Raw genomic sequence first — 16,844 nt, 5'->3', positions numbered from 1 at the left:
GCGATAGGTATAAGGTCCGTTCAAAGCCATCGGCGACAACTTCGCGCATCACGCGAGCCGATACAAGACACCGCCACACTTTGTCTGGACGCACCCTCATGTTCTACTTATGTTCCGACCATGGAGAAAAGCCTTGAGTCGCCTGTCCTGGGCCGTGGAGCACAGTCGCGCGCGGTCCCTACCCGCTTCGGCCTTGCCACGCGCGAGGCGGATGGCGACTGGCGCGATCACATGGAAGCTTTGGATGGACCACCGGTAAAGCTGCGCACGCATGTGACGGAGGAAAATCCCCGCACCATCCTCAGCTTCAACCAGTCGCCTGACATCTTCTTCGACAGGTCGATCAACGCCTATCGAGGGTGCGAGCACGGCTGCGTTTATTGCTTCGCCCGCCCAACCCATGCCTATCACGATCTGTCGCCTGGGCTGGATTTCGAGACCCGCCTGTTTGCGAAGCCGAATGCGGCGGAGCTTCTGCGCGCGACACTGTCAAAGCCAAGATACCGTCCCAAACCTATTGCCATGGGGACCAACACCGACCCTTACCAACCGATCGAGCGGCGCTATCGCATCACGCGCCAGGTGCTGGAAGTCTGCCTCGACGCGCGCCACCCCGTCACGATCACCACCAAGTCGGACAGGGTATGTGACGATCTGGACCTGCTGGCAGAAATGGCAGAGCGCAGGCTCGTCGCGGTCGCGATTTCGGTGACCAGCCTCGACCCCAAGCTGTCGGGAAAGCTCGAACCGCGCGCAGCATCGCCCGCCAAGCGACTCTCCGCATTGCAGAAACTGGCTGAGGCAGGTGTGCCGACCCACTGCTCCGTTGCGCCGGTCATCCCGGCTATCACCGACGAGTTCATGGAGGAGATCGTCCAGCGCGCCGCCGCCATCGGGGTCGATAGCGTAGGCTGGATCCCGCTCCGCCTGCCGCATGAAGTCGCCCCGTTGTTCCGCGAATGGCTATCCGTCCATTACCCCGAGCGCGGCGACAAGGTGATGAGCATCGTCCAATCGATCCGCGCTGATGCAACAGGTGGGGGGAAGGACAACGATCCCAATTTCTTCTCACGCCTGAGGCCCACTGGCGTATGGGCCGATCTCTTCCGCGCGCGGTTCCGCGTGGCGTGCAAGCGCGCAGGACTGGGTAAGGCAAAATTCGAGCTGGATTGCACGCAGTTCAGGCCGCCTGCGGTGGGCGGTCAGCTACGGCTACTTTAGGGAGCCACCTAGGGGCGGTAGGTCGTTGCAGGACCCTTGGTAAACCACTCCGAATACTGCGTTTCCCGTTCAAGTCTCGTAACGATGACGAATGGCTTGCCGTAGATGTCCATCGCCTTCTGCTCGCAAGTCGCCTCGAGCAGATAGGAATTCACGTAGCTGCATTCTGCCGGTCCATAATCATCAGGCCATGGGCAATAGCCATGCACCGGATCGCAATTCGAGGTGTCGGCGCGGATCGTCGCCGATATGATCTCGTCGCCCGATACGGTGAAGTGAAACGGCTTTTCTGTCGTTGCGCATCCGGCCAAGGCCACGACGCTCGCTAAGAGCAGACAATCACTGTTCCTCAAAACCCTTCACCCGCGTCTCCCGGAGCGAACCGCACCAACCTGCTGTCCACCAGAGCCGCCGTCCGGTTGACCACCGCCTTCTGGTAGTCGGGATCCTTGATCATCTCGAAGAAGGCCCCTGCATTGGGATATTGCGCGACGAAGCCGTCGTGCCATTGCATCGCTGCCGGCCCGGTCACAACAGTCTGGAACGCGCCGCGCCACACGATGCTGCCTCCGACCCTCCGGAAGATCGGACCGCTGGTCTTGCCGTATTCCTCGTAGGCGCGGCGGCCACTCCAGCCGTTGCCGTGGTGCTCGTGACCCTCGGGATACTCTGCCTCTTCGCGATACTGGAGGAGATTGAGCATATGGATCGGCTCGTCGCGCGGGAGGTCCTTGAACGCCTGGAAGTTTGCGGGGCTCGGGTCGATGTAGGTTGCGCTCACGTCTCTCTCCTCAGACTTCGATTTCACGATAAGTGCCGGGCGCGATCCTGTCGACGCTCCAGTCCCCGATGCGCCAGCGGATGAGGCGCAGCGTCGGCAACCCCACGGCGGCCGTCATGCGGCGGACCTGGCGGTTGCGCCCCTCGGTGATCTCCAGCGCGATCCAGCTGTCGGGCACGCTCTTGCGATAGCGCACTGGCGGCTCTCGGTCCCACACGGGCGGCGGTTCGATGCGTTTTGCACGGGCCGGCCGCGTCATGCCGTCCTTAAGTTCGACACCGCGCGCCAGTTTCTCCAGAGCATCGTCACCCGCATCGCCTTCTACCTGCACCAGATAGGTCTTCGCCATCTTGTAGCGCGGCTCGGCGATACGCGACTGCAGCCGGCCGTCATCGGTCAGCAGGAGCAGCCCTTCGCTATCCTTGTCGAGCCTGCCCGCGGGATAAACGCCCGGCACGTCGACCAGATGCGCCAGCGTATCGACCACCCCTTCCTTGCCCCCGGTGAACTGCGACAGGACACCGAAGGGCTTGTTCAGCAGGATAAGCCTGCTCACGTCTCGAGCTTGTAGTCGGCGAACCGGTCGCGCAGGTCCTTCTTGCTGATCTTGCCGGTGGCGGTGTGCGGGATGTCGTCCACGAATTCGACCGCATCGGGCAGCCACCACTTGGCGATCTTGTCAGACAGGAAGTTGACGACCTGTTCTGCAGTGACGTCCTGTCCCTCTTTCTTGACCACGAACAGGACCGGGCGTTCGTCCCACTTGGGGTGGTACATGCCGATGCAGGCAGCCTCGGCGACGCCGGGGTGGCCGACGGCCGCGTTTTCGAGCTCCACAGAGCTGATCCATTCGCCGCCCGACTTGATAACGTCCTTCGTGCGGTCGGTCAGTTGCAGAGTGCCGTCGGGATGCAGCATGCCGACATCGCCGGTGTCGAACCAGCCATCCTCCGTCACCGCATCCTCTTCGGCCTTGAAGTAGCGCTTCACCACCCAGGGACCGCGGATCTGCAAGGCGCCCGAAGTCTCGCCATCGCGCGGCAGGACCTTGGTCGGATCGTCGAGGTCAATGGTGCGCAGTTCGACGCCGAAGATCGGACGGCCCTGCTTCATCGTCTTGAGGACTTTTTCCTCGAAGCTGAGCTGGTCCCAGTCATGCGTCGGGCCGCCGACCGTACCGATGGGCGAGGTTTCGGTCATTCCCCAGGCGTGCTGGACGCGCGTGCCGTTCTTCATCAGCCGCTCGATCATGAACCTCGGTGCAGCAGACCCTCCGATGGTGGCGGCCTTGAGCGGCGGCAGGTCGATACCCTCGGCATCGCAATACTGGAAGTGGGCGAGCCAGACGGTGGGAACGCCCGCGCTGTCGGTGACGCCTTCCTTGAGCATCATCTCGTGCAGCACCGCAGGGTCGTTGACCGCGCTGAAGACGAATTTGATGCCGGCCATCGCGCCTGCATAGGGAAGCCCCCAGCTGGCCGCGTGAAACATAGGGACCACCGGCAGCATCACCGAGGATGCACTGAAGTTGAAGGTCGAGGGCTGAAGGCCCGCAAGCGCATGAAGCACCGTGCTGCGGTGTTCGTACTGGACGCCCTTGGGATTACCCGTGGTACCGCTGGTGTAGCAGATCATGCAGGGATCGCGCTCGTCGCCTTCGACCCATTCGAAATCGCCCGATTGCTCGCCGATCCAGTCTTCGAACGAAGTCGTATGCTCGCCGCTGTCGAAGCAGATGTAATGCTCCACCGTCTTCCACCGGTCGCGCATCTTGTCGACGATCGGCTGGAAAGCGGCGTCGTAGATCATCACGCGGTCTTCGGCGTGGTTGACGATGTATTCGAGCTGGTCCTCGAACAGGCGCGGGTTCACCGTGTGGAGGACGCCTCCCATCCCCGCGACACCATACCAGCTGACGAGGTGGCGGGAGTGGTTCATGGCGAGGCTGGCGATCTTGTCGCCCTTCTTGAGGCCAAGTGCCTGCAGGGCCTGCGCCATCTTCAGCGCATCGGTGCGAATACCGGCCCAATTGGTGCGCGTCTCGCTTCCGTCCGCCCAGCGTGTGACGATTTCGCGATCCGGTGCTTCGCGCGCCGCGTGATCGATCACGTGGGTCACGCGCATGGTCCAGTCCTGCATCGCTCCGAGCATTCGTCTCTCCTCTCTCGTCCCCGGCCCGTCCTTGCGGGCCCGAATTAGCTAACGAGTCGGAGATGTGCTCCGCCGCGCCGCTTGTCGAGCTGCACCTTGGCAAGGCTCGGCACGCTTGCCAAGCGTTCGGCTAGCTCCCCGTCCAGCGCGAAATTGCGGCCAAGTCGCATGACGGGATCGGCAGCCTCGCCAGTCCGTAGCGTCACGAGCACTTCGTCCTTGCCCCCGACGGCCTCGAGCAATTCTGCTTTCAGGGCCTCAAGCGCTGCAGCATCGTGCACGTCCAGCGTCATGATCATCGGCATGGACCCACGCACTTCGGCAAGCGGCGTCCCGCCGCGAACGGTGATCCGCGGCGGCTCGTCGGGACTGGGGGAATCCAGCTCCACCTGCAGCAGGACGCAGGTCTGCTCTTCCGCCCAGGTGAGGAATTTATCGACCATGCTTTCTTCGAAGCAGGCTGCGCTGAACTGGCCTGAGGCATCCGAAAAATCCGCGCGAATGAAGGGCTTGCCGCGCCGCGTGGTGCCTTTGTTCACCTTCTCCACCATCGCCGCCATTACCGCGTTCGAGCGGCCGCCAGCAGGCGCACCGCCAGCCATGAGCGAGGCGTAGGTCCGCGCGCCATTGGCAGAGGCTACGTCCTTCCACGCTGCCACCGGATGGGCGGAGAAGTAGAATCCGAAATTCTCGCGTTCGCGCGCCATGCGTTCGACCCGCGGCCAGTCCTCGACTTCCTTCAGGCGCAACGTATCGCTTTGTTCTTCCTCACCGCCGAACAGGCCGGCCTGCCCGCTTGAGCGTTCGCGTTCCGCGGCATCGGCCACGGCCAGGAGGAGGTCGGCATTCTCGAAGACCTTGGCACGGTTGGGTTCCAACGCGTCGAGCGCGCCCGCACTCGCCAGCGCTTCCAGCTGCCGCGAATTGAGCGAGCCCTTGGGGATGCGCTGGAACAGGTCCTGCAGGCTTTCGAACTGACCGGAGACTTCGCGTTCATGGACGATCGCGTCCATCGCCTTTTCGCCGACATTGCGGATGCCTGCCAGCGCATAGCGAACGGCATAGCCGTCGTCGGTCTGTTCGACCGTGAACTCGGCTTCGGACTTGTTCAGGCACGGCGGTTCGACCGCGATGCCCTGCCGCCGCGCATCGTCAACGAAGATGGTCAGCTTTTCCGACTGGTGCATGTCGAAGCACATGGAAGCGGCGAAGAATTCTTCGGGGTAATGTGCCTTCATCCACGCGGTCTGGTACGCAAGCAGTGCATAGGCGGCAGCGTGTGATTTGTTGAAACCGTAGCCGGCAAACTTGTCGATCAAGTCGAACAACTCGTTCGCCTTAGCCTTCTCGATGCCCGAGACTTCCTTGCAGCCGGTCACGAAGCGTTCGCGCTGGATGTCCATTTCCGCCTGGACCTTCTTGCCCATCGCGCGGCGCAGCAAGTCTGCATCGCCGAGTGAGTATCCGGCCAGGATTTGCGCGGCCTGCATGACCTGCTCTTGGTAGACGAAAATGCCGTAGGTTTCGGCGAGGATGCCTTCCAGCTTCTCATGCGGATACTCGATCGGCACCTCGCCCGCCTTACGCTTACCGAAGAGCGGGATGTTGTCCATCGGGCCCGGACGATAGAGTGAGACGAGTGCGATGATGTCGCCGAAGTTGGTCGGCTTCACCGCGGTCAGCGTGCGGCGCATGCCTTCCGATTCCAGCTGGAAGACGCCGACCGTGTTACCTGCCTTCATCAGTTCGTAGACGGCCGGATCGTCCAGTTCGAGCTGCGAGAGGTCGATCGTGATGTCACGCTTCTTGAGGAGGTCGGTCGCCTTTTTGAGCACCGACAGCGTCTTCAGCCCGAGAAAGTCGAATTTGACGAGGCCGCTGCTCTCGACATTCTTCATGTCGTATTGCGTCACCGGCATATCCGAGCGCGGATCGCGGTAAAGCGGCACAAGCTGCGCCAGCGGACGGTCGCCGATCACCACGCCGGCCGCGTGGGTCGAGCTGTTGCGCGGAAATCCTTCCAGCTGCATCGCGAGGTCGATCAGGCGTTTGACCTCGTTATCGTTGTCGTATTCGGCCTTGAAATCGGCTGCCCCGTTGAGCGCGCGCGGCAGCGTCCATGGATCGGTCGGATGGTTCGGCACCATCTTGCAGATGCGGTCCACATGCCCGTAACTCATCTGCAAGATGCGGCCCGTATCGCGCAGCACGGCGCGCGCCTTCAGCTTACCGAAGGTGATGATCTGCGCGACGTGATCGTGCCCGTATTTCTGCTGCACATAACGGATCACCTCGCCGCGGCGGGTTTCGCAGAAGTCGATATCGAAGTCGGGCATGGAAACGCGTTCCGGGTTGAGGAAGCGTTCGAACAGCAGGCCCAGCTGGATCGGGTCGAGGTCGGTAATCGTCAGCGCCCAGGCTACCAGGCTGCCCGCACCCGAACCACGGCCCGGCCCGACCGGGATATCGTGATCCTTGGCCCACTTGATGAAGTCGGCAACGATCAGGAAGTAGCCGGGAAAGCCCATCTGGTTGATGATCCCGACCTCGTAATCGAGCCGGTCGAGATAGACCTTGCGCTCTTCCTCCGACATTTCGCCATAGGGTTCGAGGCGCGCCTCCAATCCCTTGCGGGCATCGGCTTCGAGCATGCGCGCCTCGCCTTCGAGGTCGCCTGCGAGGCTGGGCAGGATCGGATCGCGATAGGGCGGCGCAAAGGCGCAGCGTTGCGCAATCACGAGCGAATTGGCCGTCGCCTCGGGAAGGTCGGCGAAGGCCTCTTCCATCATATGCGCGGTCTTCACATAGCCTTCCGGATTGGACTTGGGCCGCTCCTCCGCGTCGACATGCGTGGAATTGGCAATGCACAGCATGGCGTCATGCGCTTTGTACATGTGCGGTTCGGCGAAGTTGGCCGGATTGGTGGCGACCAGCGGCAGGTCGCGGTCATACGCCAGGTCGATCAGCGCAGCCTCGGCAGCCTCCTCCACCGCGTTTCCGCGGCGCGCAAGTTCGACATAGAGCCGGCCCGGGAAAAGCGCCTCGAGCTTGTCGAGCATGGCCGTCGCGTGACTTACCTGACCTTCGGCGAGCAAGCGCGTTACGCCGCCTTCGCTGGCACCGGTAAGTGCAATCAGCCCGTCGGTATGACCTTCGAAATCCTCGATCCTGATATGCGGCTCGAATTCCAGCGGCCGATCGAGATGCGCGCGGCTGACGAGGTGGCAGAGATTGTCATAGCCCTTCTCGTCCTGCGCATAGAGCGGCACGTAATCGACCACTCGCCCTTCTTCGTCACGCGCGACGCCGAGGAGCGTGCCGGTGATCGGCTGGATGCCCTCCGCCTTGCAGGCATTGGCGAACATGACTGCGCCATAGAGCCCGTTCCGGTCCGCAATCGCGATCGCGGGAAAGCCGCGTTCCTTCGCCAGCTTGGCCATTGCCTTGGGGTCGATCGCCCCTTCGAGCATCGAATAGGCGGACAGGACACGCAGTGGGACGAAGGGCTTGTAGGGCATCGCTCCAAATTAGTGATTTCCCACCAATTCGGAAGAGCGCGGGAAGTCTTATTCTCCACAGACGGTGGAGAAAATCAGTCGTCCCTCACCGCCGCGATCTTGCGCCGTGCGTCCCGGATCGTCGACCACGCCCCATAGGCGACCAGCACGCCCAGGAATACCCACACCCAGACCGGGATATTGCGGCCCGCGATGGCGAGATAGAGATAGGCAGACACGAAGCAGAACCCTGCGCACAATGTCGGGAGGACCGTCGATTTCTTCGCCCTCGCCCGCTTCACGAGCCACGCCATCGAGGCGAGGAAAAAGGGAATCGCGCCCACATAAATGGCGCCGAAAATGTACGGATTGACGCCGTACTCGGCGCCAAGCGAGAGAAACCACTGATTGATATCGGCTAGCATGGCCTATCTTTCGCTCGCTACGCCCGCGCGGTTACAGCAGCTTTTCGATATCCCTTGCGATGGACTTGGGCGCATCGTTCGGGCCGTAGCGCTTCACGACCTTGCCATCGCGATCGATCAGGAACTTGGTGAAGTTCCACTTGATGGACCGGGAGCCCATGAGGCCGGGCTTTTCATTCTTCATCCAGTCGAACAGCGGGCTGGCATCATCGCCGTTGACGTCGACCTTGGCCATCAGCGGGAATGTCAGGCCGAAATTCACCTTGCAGAACTGCTCGATTTCTTCCGCGTCGCCGGGTTCCTGGTTGCCGAACTGGTTGCAGGGAAAGGCCATAACCTCGAACCCCTTGTCCGAGTATTTCTGGAACAGCTTTTCCAGCCCTTCATACTGCGGCGTGAAACCGCATTTGCTGGCCGTATTCACCACCAGCAGGACCTTGCCGAGCTTTTCCGACAGGTCGACTTCCTCGCCCTTGTTGTTGGCTACGGTGAAATCGGCGATGGTTGTCATTCGGCTGCGTCCTTGCGGCGATAGATGAGGTCAAAACTGTCGGTCCAGGTCTGGCCGTGATCGACACTGGCCTGTCCATACTGGCGGACCGAACCGTCGCCTTGCACGCTGTAGGTCATCCGCACAAGCTGCGAATTGCCCTGCGCATCCTTGCCCCAATAGCCGGTGAGGATCATCTTGCCTTCGTGCGGCCCACCGTCGAAGAAAACGCGCCCCGGGCGCGCACCGACCCATAGCTGGTGCCAGTTGTTCGTCTGCGGATCATAGGCCGACAGGCTCGTCCCGTGACCGCCGCGATAGGGCATCCAGGTTTCGCGAATTGCGCAGTTCGCGCTGACTTTCTCTATCCGGCTGTCGGCAATCGGATCGCCTCCTCCAGCAGGGGTAACCTGCCATTCGCCGACCCAGAAATCGAAGGCCTCGTAATTTTCCCCCTCGCAGCGAGGCGGTGGCGGAGGTGGCTTTGCTGGTTGAGGCGCGTCGGTGCTGGCAGCTTGCAGGATTAGCAGCGCGATACTCGTCGTGATCATGCGGAAGGTCCTCCCTGATCCTGCCGTAGCCTGAAGCGCTCCGCCAGGTCACAAGCTTTCGACCGACTGGCAAGTACCCCCTACGAACGTGGAAAATCCGGACGCTTGGAGAGCTCGGCTATCTCTTCTGCATGGTACTCACGGTCGCCGGCCTTCTCGATGTAGTAGCCTGCCCGCTCTTCTGCGGGCAGCAGCATCAAATGCTTCACGAGGTCGGCGAATGTGCCGGAGCGCAAGCCTTTTGCAGCATCGAGGACACCGTCGCCATCGCCCGTGCGATGAAGCGAAGCCCTGTCATCCCACTGGATGCCGGACGTGTGCGTGTCTTGCCCCTTGAAGGTGCTTGGGTGGTCGGTCATCGATTGTCTCCTTTCCCGATCAACGAGCGAGAAGACCTTCGGGTCCGCTAACCCAGCACGCCCTCGTGCAAGCGGACGACGCGGTCCATCCGCTGGGCGAGGCGTTCGTTGTGCGTCGCGACCAGCGCCGCGCTACCTTCCCCGCGGACAAGCTGCAGGAACTGCTCGAGCACCTTGTCCGAAGTCGCCTCGTCGAGATTGCCGGTAGGCTCGTCGGCCAGGACCAGTGCCGGGCGGTTGGCGAGACCACGTGCGACCGCAACGCGCTGCTGTTCGCCGCCGGAAAGCTGGCTCGGCCGGTGGGTAAGGCGGTGGCCGAGGCCCAGCGCGGTAAGCAATTGCTCCGCACGCTCTTCCGCTTCGCCCCGCGGCCGTCCTGCTACGAGCTGCGGGAGAACCACATTCTCGCGCGCATCGAAGTCCGGGAGGAGGTGGTGGAACTGGTAGACGAAGCCGAGGTGATCGCGGCGCAAGCTGGTGCGCGCGTTTGCGTCGGATTTCTCTGCCGAATTCCCGGCAATCACGATCTCGCCTCCGAAGCCGCCTTCCAGCAGGCCGACCGCTTGCAGGAGCGTAGACTTGCCCGACCCCGAGGGTCCGAGCAGTGCCACGATCTCGCCGGGCATGATCTTCAGATCGACCCCGCGAAGCACGTCGATCCGTTCGCCGCCCTGCTCGAAACTGCGGGTCAGGCCTTTGAGTTCGACTACCGGATTACTCATAGCGAAGTACCTGTACCGGATCCGTGCTCGCCGCCTTGAGCGCGGGATAAAGGGTGGCGAGGAAGCTCATCACCAGCGCAAGCCCGACGATCATGGCAATCTCGACCGGATCCACCTTGGCAGGGATCGTGCTGAGGAAGCGAACCTGCGGGTCCCACAGGTCCGCGCCGGTCAGCCAGCTGATGCCCTTCACGATCTGCTCCCTGAATGCGAGCACCAGCGCCCCGAGCAGCAGACCCGCAAGGGTGCCGAGCGCGCCAACAGTGAAGCCGGTCGTCACGAAGATCTTGGTCAGGCTGCGGCGCGTCGCACCCATCGTACGCATGATCGCGATGTCCCGCGTCTTGGCACGGACCAGCATGACCAGGCTCGAAAGAATATTGAAAGCGGCAACCAAGACCATGAAACTCAATGCGAAAGCCATCGCGGCACGCTCGACCTGAAGCGCTTCGAAAAGGGTCGAGTTGATCGTCTTCCAATCCTGGACGACTGCCCTGCCCGCCAGTTGCATCTGCACCGGTTCGAGGATGGTTTCGACCTCGTCCGGATCGGTTACCTTCACCTCGATCATACCGACCGTGTCACCGATAAGCAGCAAGGTCTGCGCGTCCTGCATCGGCATGACCACGAAAGCGCCGTCGTAATCGTAGACGCCAATCTCGAAGATCGCTGCCACCTCGTAGCCGACCTGGCGCGGGACCGTGCCGAAAGGGGTAGAGCGGCCCTGCGGATTGATGACCGTGATCGTATCGCCAACACGTGCGCCGATATCTTCTGCAAGCCTCACGCCGATCGCGACCTTGCCTGCGCCGGGCTGCAAGGCGTCCATATTGCCGCTGAGCGTCTTCTGGCCCAGTTCTCGCAGGTCCTCCAGCGTATTGCCGCGCAGCAGGATGGCCTTGGCGCGGCCATTGAACGTTACCAGCAGGGGCTGTTCGATCAGCGGAGAAGCCTCGACCACACCCGGAGTCTCGCGCACATCCTGAAGCACGTTTTCCCAGTCATCCAGCTTGCCGCCATAAGCCTGCACGATGGCATGGCCGTTCAGGCCCACGATCTTGTCGAGCAGTTCGGCGCGGAAGCCGTTCATGACGCTCATCACAATGACCAGCATGGCCACCGAGAGCATGACCACGGTGATGGAAATGCCTGCGACAAGCGCAATGAATGCCTCGCTCCTGCCCGGGAGCAGGTAGCGCTTGGCGATGGCACGTTCGAATGGAGAAAGGATCAAGGCGGCTCTTGTCTGTCGTTGTCCGTGGCCACAGCGTTTAGGCAGACAAATCTGGCCGCGCAATGAATTGCGCCGTTTGGTCCACCATTCTCCTGACCAATACCCTTGTAATCGGGCCGTAACATCGCCATTGGACCGCCATCGGTTGGCAGCGCGGACAGCACCCTGTGAAAACGCCCCTTGGGAACCTCACCCACCCTTTCCTCGACGAGGATGGCGACAAACTGCGCGAAGAGTGCGGCGTATTCGGCGTTATCAACGCGGCAGACGCATCGGCGGCCACCGCGCTTGGACTTCATGCCCTGCAGCATCGTGGCCAGGAAGCGGCCGGTATCGTGGCTTGGGACGGCGCCGAATTCCGCGCTCGTCGCGGCCTCGGCCATGTTGCCGAGAACTTCTCTTCGGCAGAGGCGATCGCCGAACTGCCGGGCCATATGGCAGCCGGGCACGTGCGTTATTCGACCACGGGCGGCGCGGGTCTGCGCAACGTGCAACCTCTCTATGCCGACCTTGCGAGCGGCGGCTTCGCGGTCGCGCACAACGGCAATATCTCGAACGCGGGCAAACTGCGCGAAGAACTGGTGCAGCGCGGGGCGATCTTCCAGTCGACCTCCGACACCGAAGTCATCATCCACCTCGTCGCGACGAGCCGTTATCCCACCATCGTCGATCGCCTTGTCGATGCGCTACGCCTGCTCGAAGGAGCCTATGCGCTGATCGTCATGACGCCGGAAGGCATGATCGCCTGCCGCGACCCGCTCGGGATCCGTCCGCTCGTCATGGGCCGGATCGGCGATGCCATCGCCTTTGCCAGCGAAAGCGTCGCCTTCGACGTCGTCGGCGCGGAAATGGTGCGCGAAGTCGAGCCGGGCGAACTGATCAGGGTCGATTACGACGGCAATGTGGATTCGCTCCACCCCTTCGGCACGCACAAGCCGCGCCCCTGCATTTTCGAACACGTCTACTTCAGCCGTCCCGACAGCTTTTTCGCAGGCCGCAGCGTTTACGAAGCGCGCAAGGCCATCGGCGCGGAACTCGCCAAGGAAAAGCCGGTCGAGGCCGATCTCGTCGTCCCCGTTCCGGACAGCGGCGTACCGGCCGCTATCGGATATGCGCAGGAAGCGGGCATTCCCTTCGAACTCGGCATCATCCGCTCGCACTATGTCGGCCGGACATTTATCCAGCCGTCCGACGGCGCGCGTCATGCCGGTGTGAAGCGCAAGCACAACGCCAACCGCAAGCTGGTGGAAGGCAAGCGGATCGTCCTCATCGATGATTCCATCGTGCGCGGCACCACCTCGATGCAGATCGTGGAGATGATGCGCGATGCGGGCGCCAAGGAAGTGCATTTCCGCGTCGCCAGCCCGCCGACCGCACACAGCTGCTATTACGGCGTCGATACGCCCGAGCGTTCCAAACTGCTGGCGGCACGCATGGATGTCGAACCCATGCGCGAATTCATCAAGGCGGACAGCCTTGCGTTCGTTTCGATCGATGGCCTTTATCGCGCCGTCGGCGAAAAGCCGCGCGTGAAGGAATGTCCGCAATTCTGCGACGCCTGCTTCACCGGGGACTATCCCACCTCGCTGACCGATCTCAACCGGCGCGACGACAAGCAGAAGCAGCTCGCATTTCCGGTAAACAAGGTCGCCTGACATGACGAAACCGCTCGATGGAAAACTCGCCCTGGTCACGGGTGCGAGCAAGGGTATCGGCGCCGCAACGGCCATCGCCCTTGCCGAAGCGGGCGCGCACGTGGTCCTTACCGGCAGGGATGTCCGGGCGCTCGAGCAGGTCGAGGACCAGATCCATGCCGTTGGCGGGGCATCGACCATCGCCCCTGTCGACCTGGCCGAAAGCGACGGCATCGCTCGCTTGGCGACGGCTATTTCGGGCCGCTGGGACAAGCTCGATATCCTTGTTATTTCCGCAGCTTACCTTCCGGCCTTGACACCGGTTACGCAGATCGACGGCAAGCAATTGAGCCAGGCGGTCACGGTCAACGTGCTGGCGACGCAGGCGCTGCTGGCGAATTTCGACCCGCTGTTGAAGCGTGCGGATGCAGGGCGCGTGATCGGATTGACCAGCAGTGTCGGCGAAACGCCCCGAGCCTACTGGTCGGCCTATGGCAGTACGAAGGCCGCATTCGACAATCTGCTCGAATCCTATGCACAGGAAGTCGAGAAAATCTCCGGCGTGCGCGTGGCGATCATCGATCCGGGCGCAACGCGCACCACCATGCGGGCAAAGGCCTATCCCGGGGAAGACCCGCAGACGGTCAAGCCGCCTCAAGCGGTTGGCTCGCGCCTCGTGGAGCTGCTGGTTAACGATTTCGAGACCCGTCACCGAGAGCGGATCGAAAGCTAGGTTAACCCTAAACCGCGACTCTTCCGTAATCCTCCTGAGAGAGATTCCGCTAAACAACACGCGCGTTTTTACCCGGACGTGCAGTTTCGGAATAACTCAGTCTCAGCAAGGTGCCGGATATGACCTACCAGACCCAGGATCGCTACTCGGTAGCAGCGCAGGAAGACCGGTGCGCACCGCGTACCAAGCTCACCATCCCCGGCCAGCTTCGCGCCAGCGGTGGCCGCGCGTTCCAGACGGTGGTCCACGATCTGTCGATCTCCGGCTTCTCGGCAGCGGCCATCAACCGGATGCACGAAGGCCAGATGTGCTGGCTCACCCTGCCCGGCCTGGAATCGCTGCAGGCGCAGGTCGTGTGGTGGGAAAACTGCATGGTCGGTTGCGCATTCAGCGAACTACTTTCGCCGATCGTCCACGACAATATCCTCGCCCGTTACAGCGGCGAAGGTGCCTACCGCCCCTACTGACTTCGCGAGACAGGCGACAGTGCCGACGCAATGGCGGCGACCGCTGGGCGCTGGCCTGAACCTTCGTCCGGTATCTCGTCGTCGGTGGCGGTGCGCCCTACCGGCCTCCGCCACCACTCGTTTCGAGGTTCAATCCGCTTCGGCTGCAATGCCATAGACGAGATCGCGGAACTTGCCCCGATAGGCGTTGCTCGTTGCCGTCGGCCAATTGCTGACCACTGCCACAACAAGATCGCTTTCCGGCACGATGGTAATCGCCTGGCCGAAGATACCCTGCGCACCGTAGGCACCCTGCGGGTAAGCCCACCACTGGTAACCGTATCCGAAGCCCGGCGCATTGGGAGCGAAGGAAACCTGCGCCGCGCCTGAATCGGCAAACCAGCCTTCGGGCACTACACCCTCCCCGCCTTCGAGCACGAACTGGCCGAAACGGGCATAGTCCGACAAACGCAGCGAAAGGCAGCAGCCGCCAATATTGCCGCCGGTCAGGTCCTGCATCCAGAACAGCCCGCCTTCGAAGCCTGCGGGTTCCACGATCTTCTCCGCCGCATAGGCAGCAAGCGACTTGTCGGTAGCTTCCTCGACGATGAGGCCGAGCAAATTGGTCTCCAGCGTCTTGTAGACCCATTTCTCACCCGCCGGCGCCTCGCGCGTCAGCGTGCGGGCATAGGTCACCGCCTGCGATTCCCCTGCAACCGGCGCGATGGCCAGCATTTTCGCAACATCGCTGTTGGGATCGGTGTAATCCTCGTTCCACGCCACACCCGACGTCATCGTGGCGATCTGGCCAACCGTGACGCCATCATAAGCGGTGCCCGCGAGCGCAGGAATTATCGACGTCACTGGCGTTTCGAGGCTTTCGATGTAGCCATCCTCGATCGCCGAACCGAGCAACGATGAGGTAAAGCTCTTTGCGACGGAGAAGCTCGTCCAGCGGTCCTTCGCGCCGAGGCCCAGGCCATATTCCTCGAACCGGACCTTCCCGTCTTCGAGCACCATTACCCCGCCGGCCTGCGTGTCGGCCATGAAGCTGCGTATCGCGGCGACGGTTTCGGCATCAAGGCTTTCACCGCGTGGAAAAGTGCGAACCGTATTGGCCGGCGCGACTTCCAGGCCCGGGAACAGGGATTCCATGTCACGGAAAGCAGCGGATCGGCGCTCGTCGCTCCAGAAGAGGATCGAATCGCCCGGATCCATGCTGGCCATTTGTGTGGGCATGCTTTGCGTGACGGCGGGGGGTGTAGCGGCGGCCGTCTCGACCGGACCCGAATAGGCTGCAGAGCAACCGGCCACGGCCAGGGCGGTCATCGAAGCAAGTATCGCACGCATCATCTCTCTCCCTCATTTACCAGTGTTACCTGGTGCACATCTATGCCGCCCCCGCGGAAGCCGCCTTCGCAATACATCAGGTAGTAGCGCCACAGATTGCAGAACCGCGCATCGAAACCTTGCGGCAATTCGCCATCGCATTCGGCGCGGTCGAATGCCTCGCGCCAGATGCGCAGGGTCTCCGCGTAGTCGAGCCCGAAATCGGCCTGGTCGCGCCACGCAAGGCCGCGCTCTTCCGCGAGCTTGCGGAACTCGCTCGTCCTGATCAGCAAGCCGCCGGGGAAGATATAGGCCTGGATGAAATCGGCGCTCTTCGCATACTCGTCGAACAGCTCGTCGCGCATCGAGATGTACTGGATTGCGGCGCGTCCACCCGGTTTCAGATTGCGCGCGATGCAGTCCATGAAGGTGGGCCAGTATTCCCGGCCAAGCGCTTCGACCATCTCCACGCTGACGATGGCATCGTAGCTGCCTGCGGTGTCGCGATAGTCCTGCTTGCGGAAGTCGACCGCCGGATTGTGGCGCTGCCTCGCCCATTGCAGCTGTTCGTCGGACAGGCTGATCGCCGTGACGTCACTGCCTCGTGATGCAAAGAAATCCGCCAGCGCTCCCCATCCACACCCGATCTCGAGCAGGCGCTCGTGATCGCCGAGCCTTGACGCCAAGGCATCCCACTTGCGTCTCTGACCGGCTTCGAGGTCGTTTTCAGCGACTTCCAAGCCTGAGGAGTAGCTCATCGTCGGATCGAGCCAGGCGGCGTAGAAATCGTTTCCGAGATCGTAATGCGCGCTGATGTTCTTCTGCGCGCCTTCATGCGTGTTGCGATTGATCAGATGGGCCAGTTTCAATCCGTGGCGGAAAGGCCCCTTGGCCCGCGCCGTGTCGCCGAGGCGGGACGCATGCAGCATGAACAAGGCAAACAGCGGCACGGGATCGGGGCTCCACCACTCTCCCGCTTCCCACGCCTGGTACCAACCTACCGAGCCATTGCTCGCAAGTCGCACCAGCGCATTCCAGCTGCGCAACTCGACGTCGCACTCGAAGCCGGGATTGCGGCCGCCAAGGACACGCTTCGTACCATCTGGCAAAGTTGCGCGGATCGCACCGGAGACGATCGCCTCGTCGATACGATCGAGGATCTTGCCGAAGCCGGGAGCGACTAGCCGTGCCAGAAATCCCGGCTTGCGGGCGAAAGGTTTCGCCCCGTCGAGCAGGTCGCGTCCGCGCTGGCTGGTTGGCATGTCCATGGG

Annotated in this window: 17 protein-coding genes; 4 read left to right on the top strand and 13 right to left on the bottom strand. The window is 62.2% G+C overall.

Features of this window, described 5'->3' with window-relative positions:
• Positions 1 to 120: 120 nt before the first annotated feature.
• Positions 121 to 1,221 (top strand): PA0069 family radical SAM protein, encoded by a 1,101-nt coding sequence (locus LCM24_RS12265; RefSeq protein ID WP_224804705.1) that lies wholly within the window; start codon positions 121 to 123, stop codon positions 1,219 to 1,221.
• Between the two features lie 8 nt (positions 1,222 to 1,229).
• Here LCM24_RS12265 and LCM24_RS12260 read toward each other — a convergent pair whose 3' ends face one another.
• The 11 genes from LCM24_RS12260 to LCM24_RS12210 form a co-directional block, all read right to left on the bottom strand.
• Entirely contained in the window at positions 1,230 to 1,538 is a 309-nt protein-coding gene (locus LCM24_RS12260) for a hypothetical protein (protein WP_224804702.1), read from the bottom strand.
• Positions 1,539 to 1,570: 32 nt separating this feature from the next.
• Positions 1,571 to 2,002: a DUF1330 domain-containing protein gene (locus LCM24_RS12255; protein WP_224804701.1), complete on the bottom strand. Its 432-nt coding sequence runs from the start codon at positions 2,000 to 2,002 to the stop codon at positions 1,571 to 1,573.
• Between the two features lie 10 nt (positions 2,003 to 2,012).
• Positions 2,013 to 2,558 carry a pseudouridine synthase gene (locus LCM24_RS12250; protein WP_224804698.1) on the bottom strand — a complete coding sequence of 182 codons (546 nt, stop codon included), beginning with the start codon at positions 2,556 to 2,558 and terminating at the stop codon, positions 2,013 to 2,015.
• Positions 2,555 to 4,153, bottom strand: a complete 1,599-nt coding sequence (locus tag LCM24_RS12245; protein ID WP_224804696.1) for a long-chain fatty acid--CoA ligase — start codon at positions 4,151 to 4,153, stop codon at positions 2,555 to 2,557. The genes LCM24_RS12250 and LCM24_RS12245 overlap by 4 nt, the downstream gene beginning before the upstream one ends.
• Before the next feature lie 44 nt (positions 4,154 to 4,197).
• Entirely contained in the window at positions 4,198 to 7,671 is a 3,474-nt protein-coding gene (gene dnaE, locus LCM24_RS12240) for a DNA polymerase III subunit alpha (RefSeq protein ID WP_224804695.1), read from the bottom strand.
• A gap of 74 nt (positions 7,672 to 7,745) precedes the next feature.
• Positions 7,746 to 8,075: a hypothetical protein gene (locus LCM24_RS12235; RefSeq protein ID WP_160594829.1), complete on the bottom strand. Its 330-nt coding sequence runs from the start codon at positions 8,073 to 8,075 to the stop codon at positions 7,746 to 7,748.
• Positions 8,076 to 8,106: 31 nt separating this feature from the next.
• Entirely contained in the window at positions 8,107 to 8,586 is a 480-nt protein-coding gene (locus tag LCM24_RS12230) for a glutathione peroxidase (protein WP_224804693.1), read from the bottom strand.
• A complete protein-coding gene (locus LCM24_RS12225) occupies positions 8,583 to 9,116 on the bottom strand; it encodes a hypothetical protein (RefSeq protein WP_224804691.1) in 534 nt (177 codons plus the stop codon). The genes LCM24_RS12230 and LCM24_RS12225 overlap by 4 nt, the downstream gene beginning before the upstream one ends.
• A gap of 80 nt (positions 9,117 to 9,196) precedes the next feature.
• A complete protein-coding gene (locus LCM24_RS12220; protein WP_224804689.1) occupies positions 9,197 to 9,475 on the bottom strand; it encodes a hypothetical protein in 279 nt (92 codons plus the stop codon).
• Positions 9,476 to 9,522: 47 nt separating this feature from the next.
• Positions 9,523 to 10,197 carry an ABC transporter ATP-binding protein gene (locus LCM24_RS12215; RefSeq protein ID WP_090479497.1) on the bottom strand — a complete coding sequence of 225 codons (675 nt, stop codon included), beginning with the start codon at positions 10,195 to 10,197 and terminating at the stop codon, positions 9,523 to 9,525.
• A complete protein-coding gene (locus tag LCM24_RS12210; RefSeq protein WP_224804687.1) occupies positions 10,190 to 11,431 on the bottom strand; it encodes a lipoprotein-releasing ABC transporter permease subunit in 1,242 nt (413 codons plus the stop codon). The genes LCM24_RS12215 and LCM24_RS12210 overlap by 8 nt, the downstream gene beginning before the upstream one ends.
• Before the next feature lie 167 nt (positions 11,432 to 11,598).
• Between LCM24_RS12210 and purF the strand changes: the two genes are divergently transcribed.
• From purF to LCM24_RS12195, 3 genes are all read left to right on the top strand, one after another.
• Positions 11,599 to 13,086: an amidophosphoribosyltransferase gene (gene purF / locus LCM24_RS12205; protein WP_090479502.1), complete on the top strand. Its 1,488-nt coding sequence runs from the start codon at positions 11,599 to 11,601 to the stop codon at positions 13,084 to 13,086.
• 1 nt (position 13,087) lies between these two features.
• Positions 13,088 to 13,798, top strand: coding sequence for an SDR family NAD(P)-dependent oxidoreductase (locus LCM24_RS12200; protein WP_224804685.1), 711 nt, complete (start codon positions 13,088 to 13,090; stop codon positions 13,796 to 13,798).
• 119 nt (positions 13,799 to 13,917) lie between these two features.
• Entirely contained in the window at positions 13,918 to 14,265 is a 348-nt protein-coding gene (locus tag LCM24_RS12195) for a PilZ domain-containing protein (RefSeq protein WP_090479507.1), read from the top strand.
• Positions 14,266 to 14,394: 129 nt separating this feature from the next.
• Here LCM24_RS12195 and LCM24_RS12190 read toward each other — a convergent pair whose 3' ends face one another.
• Positions 14,395 to 15,597 (bottom strand): serine hydrolase, encoded by a 1,203-nt coding sequence (locus LCM24_RS12190; protein ID WP_224804682.1) that lies wholly within the window; start codon positions 15,595 to 15,597, stop codon positions 14,395 to 14,397.
• Positions 15,594 to 16,841, bottom strand: a complete 1,248-nt coding sequence (locus LCM24_RS12185) for an SAM-dependent methyltransferase (RefSeq protein WP_224804680.1) — start codon at positions 16,839 to 16,841, stop codon at positions 15,594 to 15,596. The genes LCM24_RS12190 and LCM24_RS12185 overlap by 4 nt, the downstream gene beginning before the upstream one ends.
• Positions 16,842 to 16,844: the final 3 nt, after the last annotated feature.

It is taken from the genome of Qipengyuania aquimaris (assembly GCF_020171965.1).
GTDB lineage: Bacteria > Pseudomonadota > Alphaproteobacteria > Sphingomonadales > Sphingomonadaceae > Qipengyuania > Qipengyuania aquimaris_A.
The sequence above is the reverse complement of the archived record's forward strand: the minus strand, read 5'-3'. Positions and strand labels throughout refer to the sequence as shown.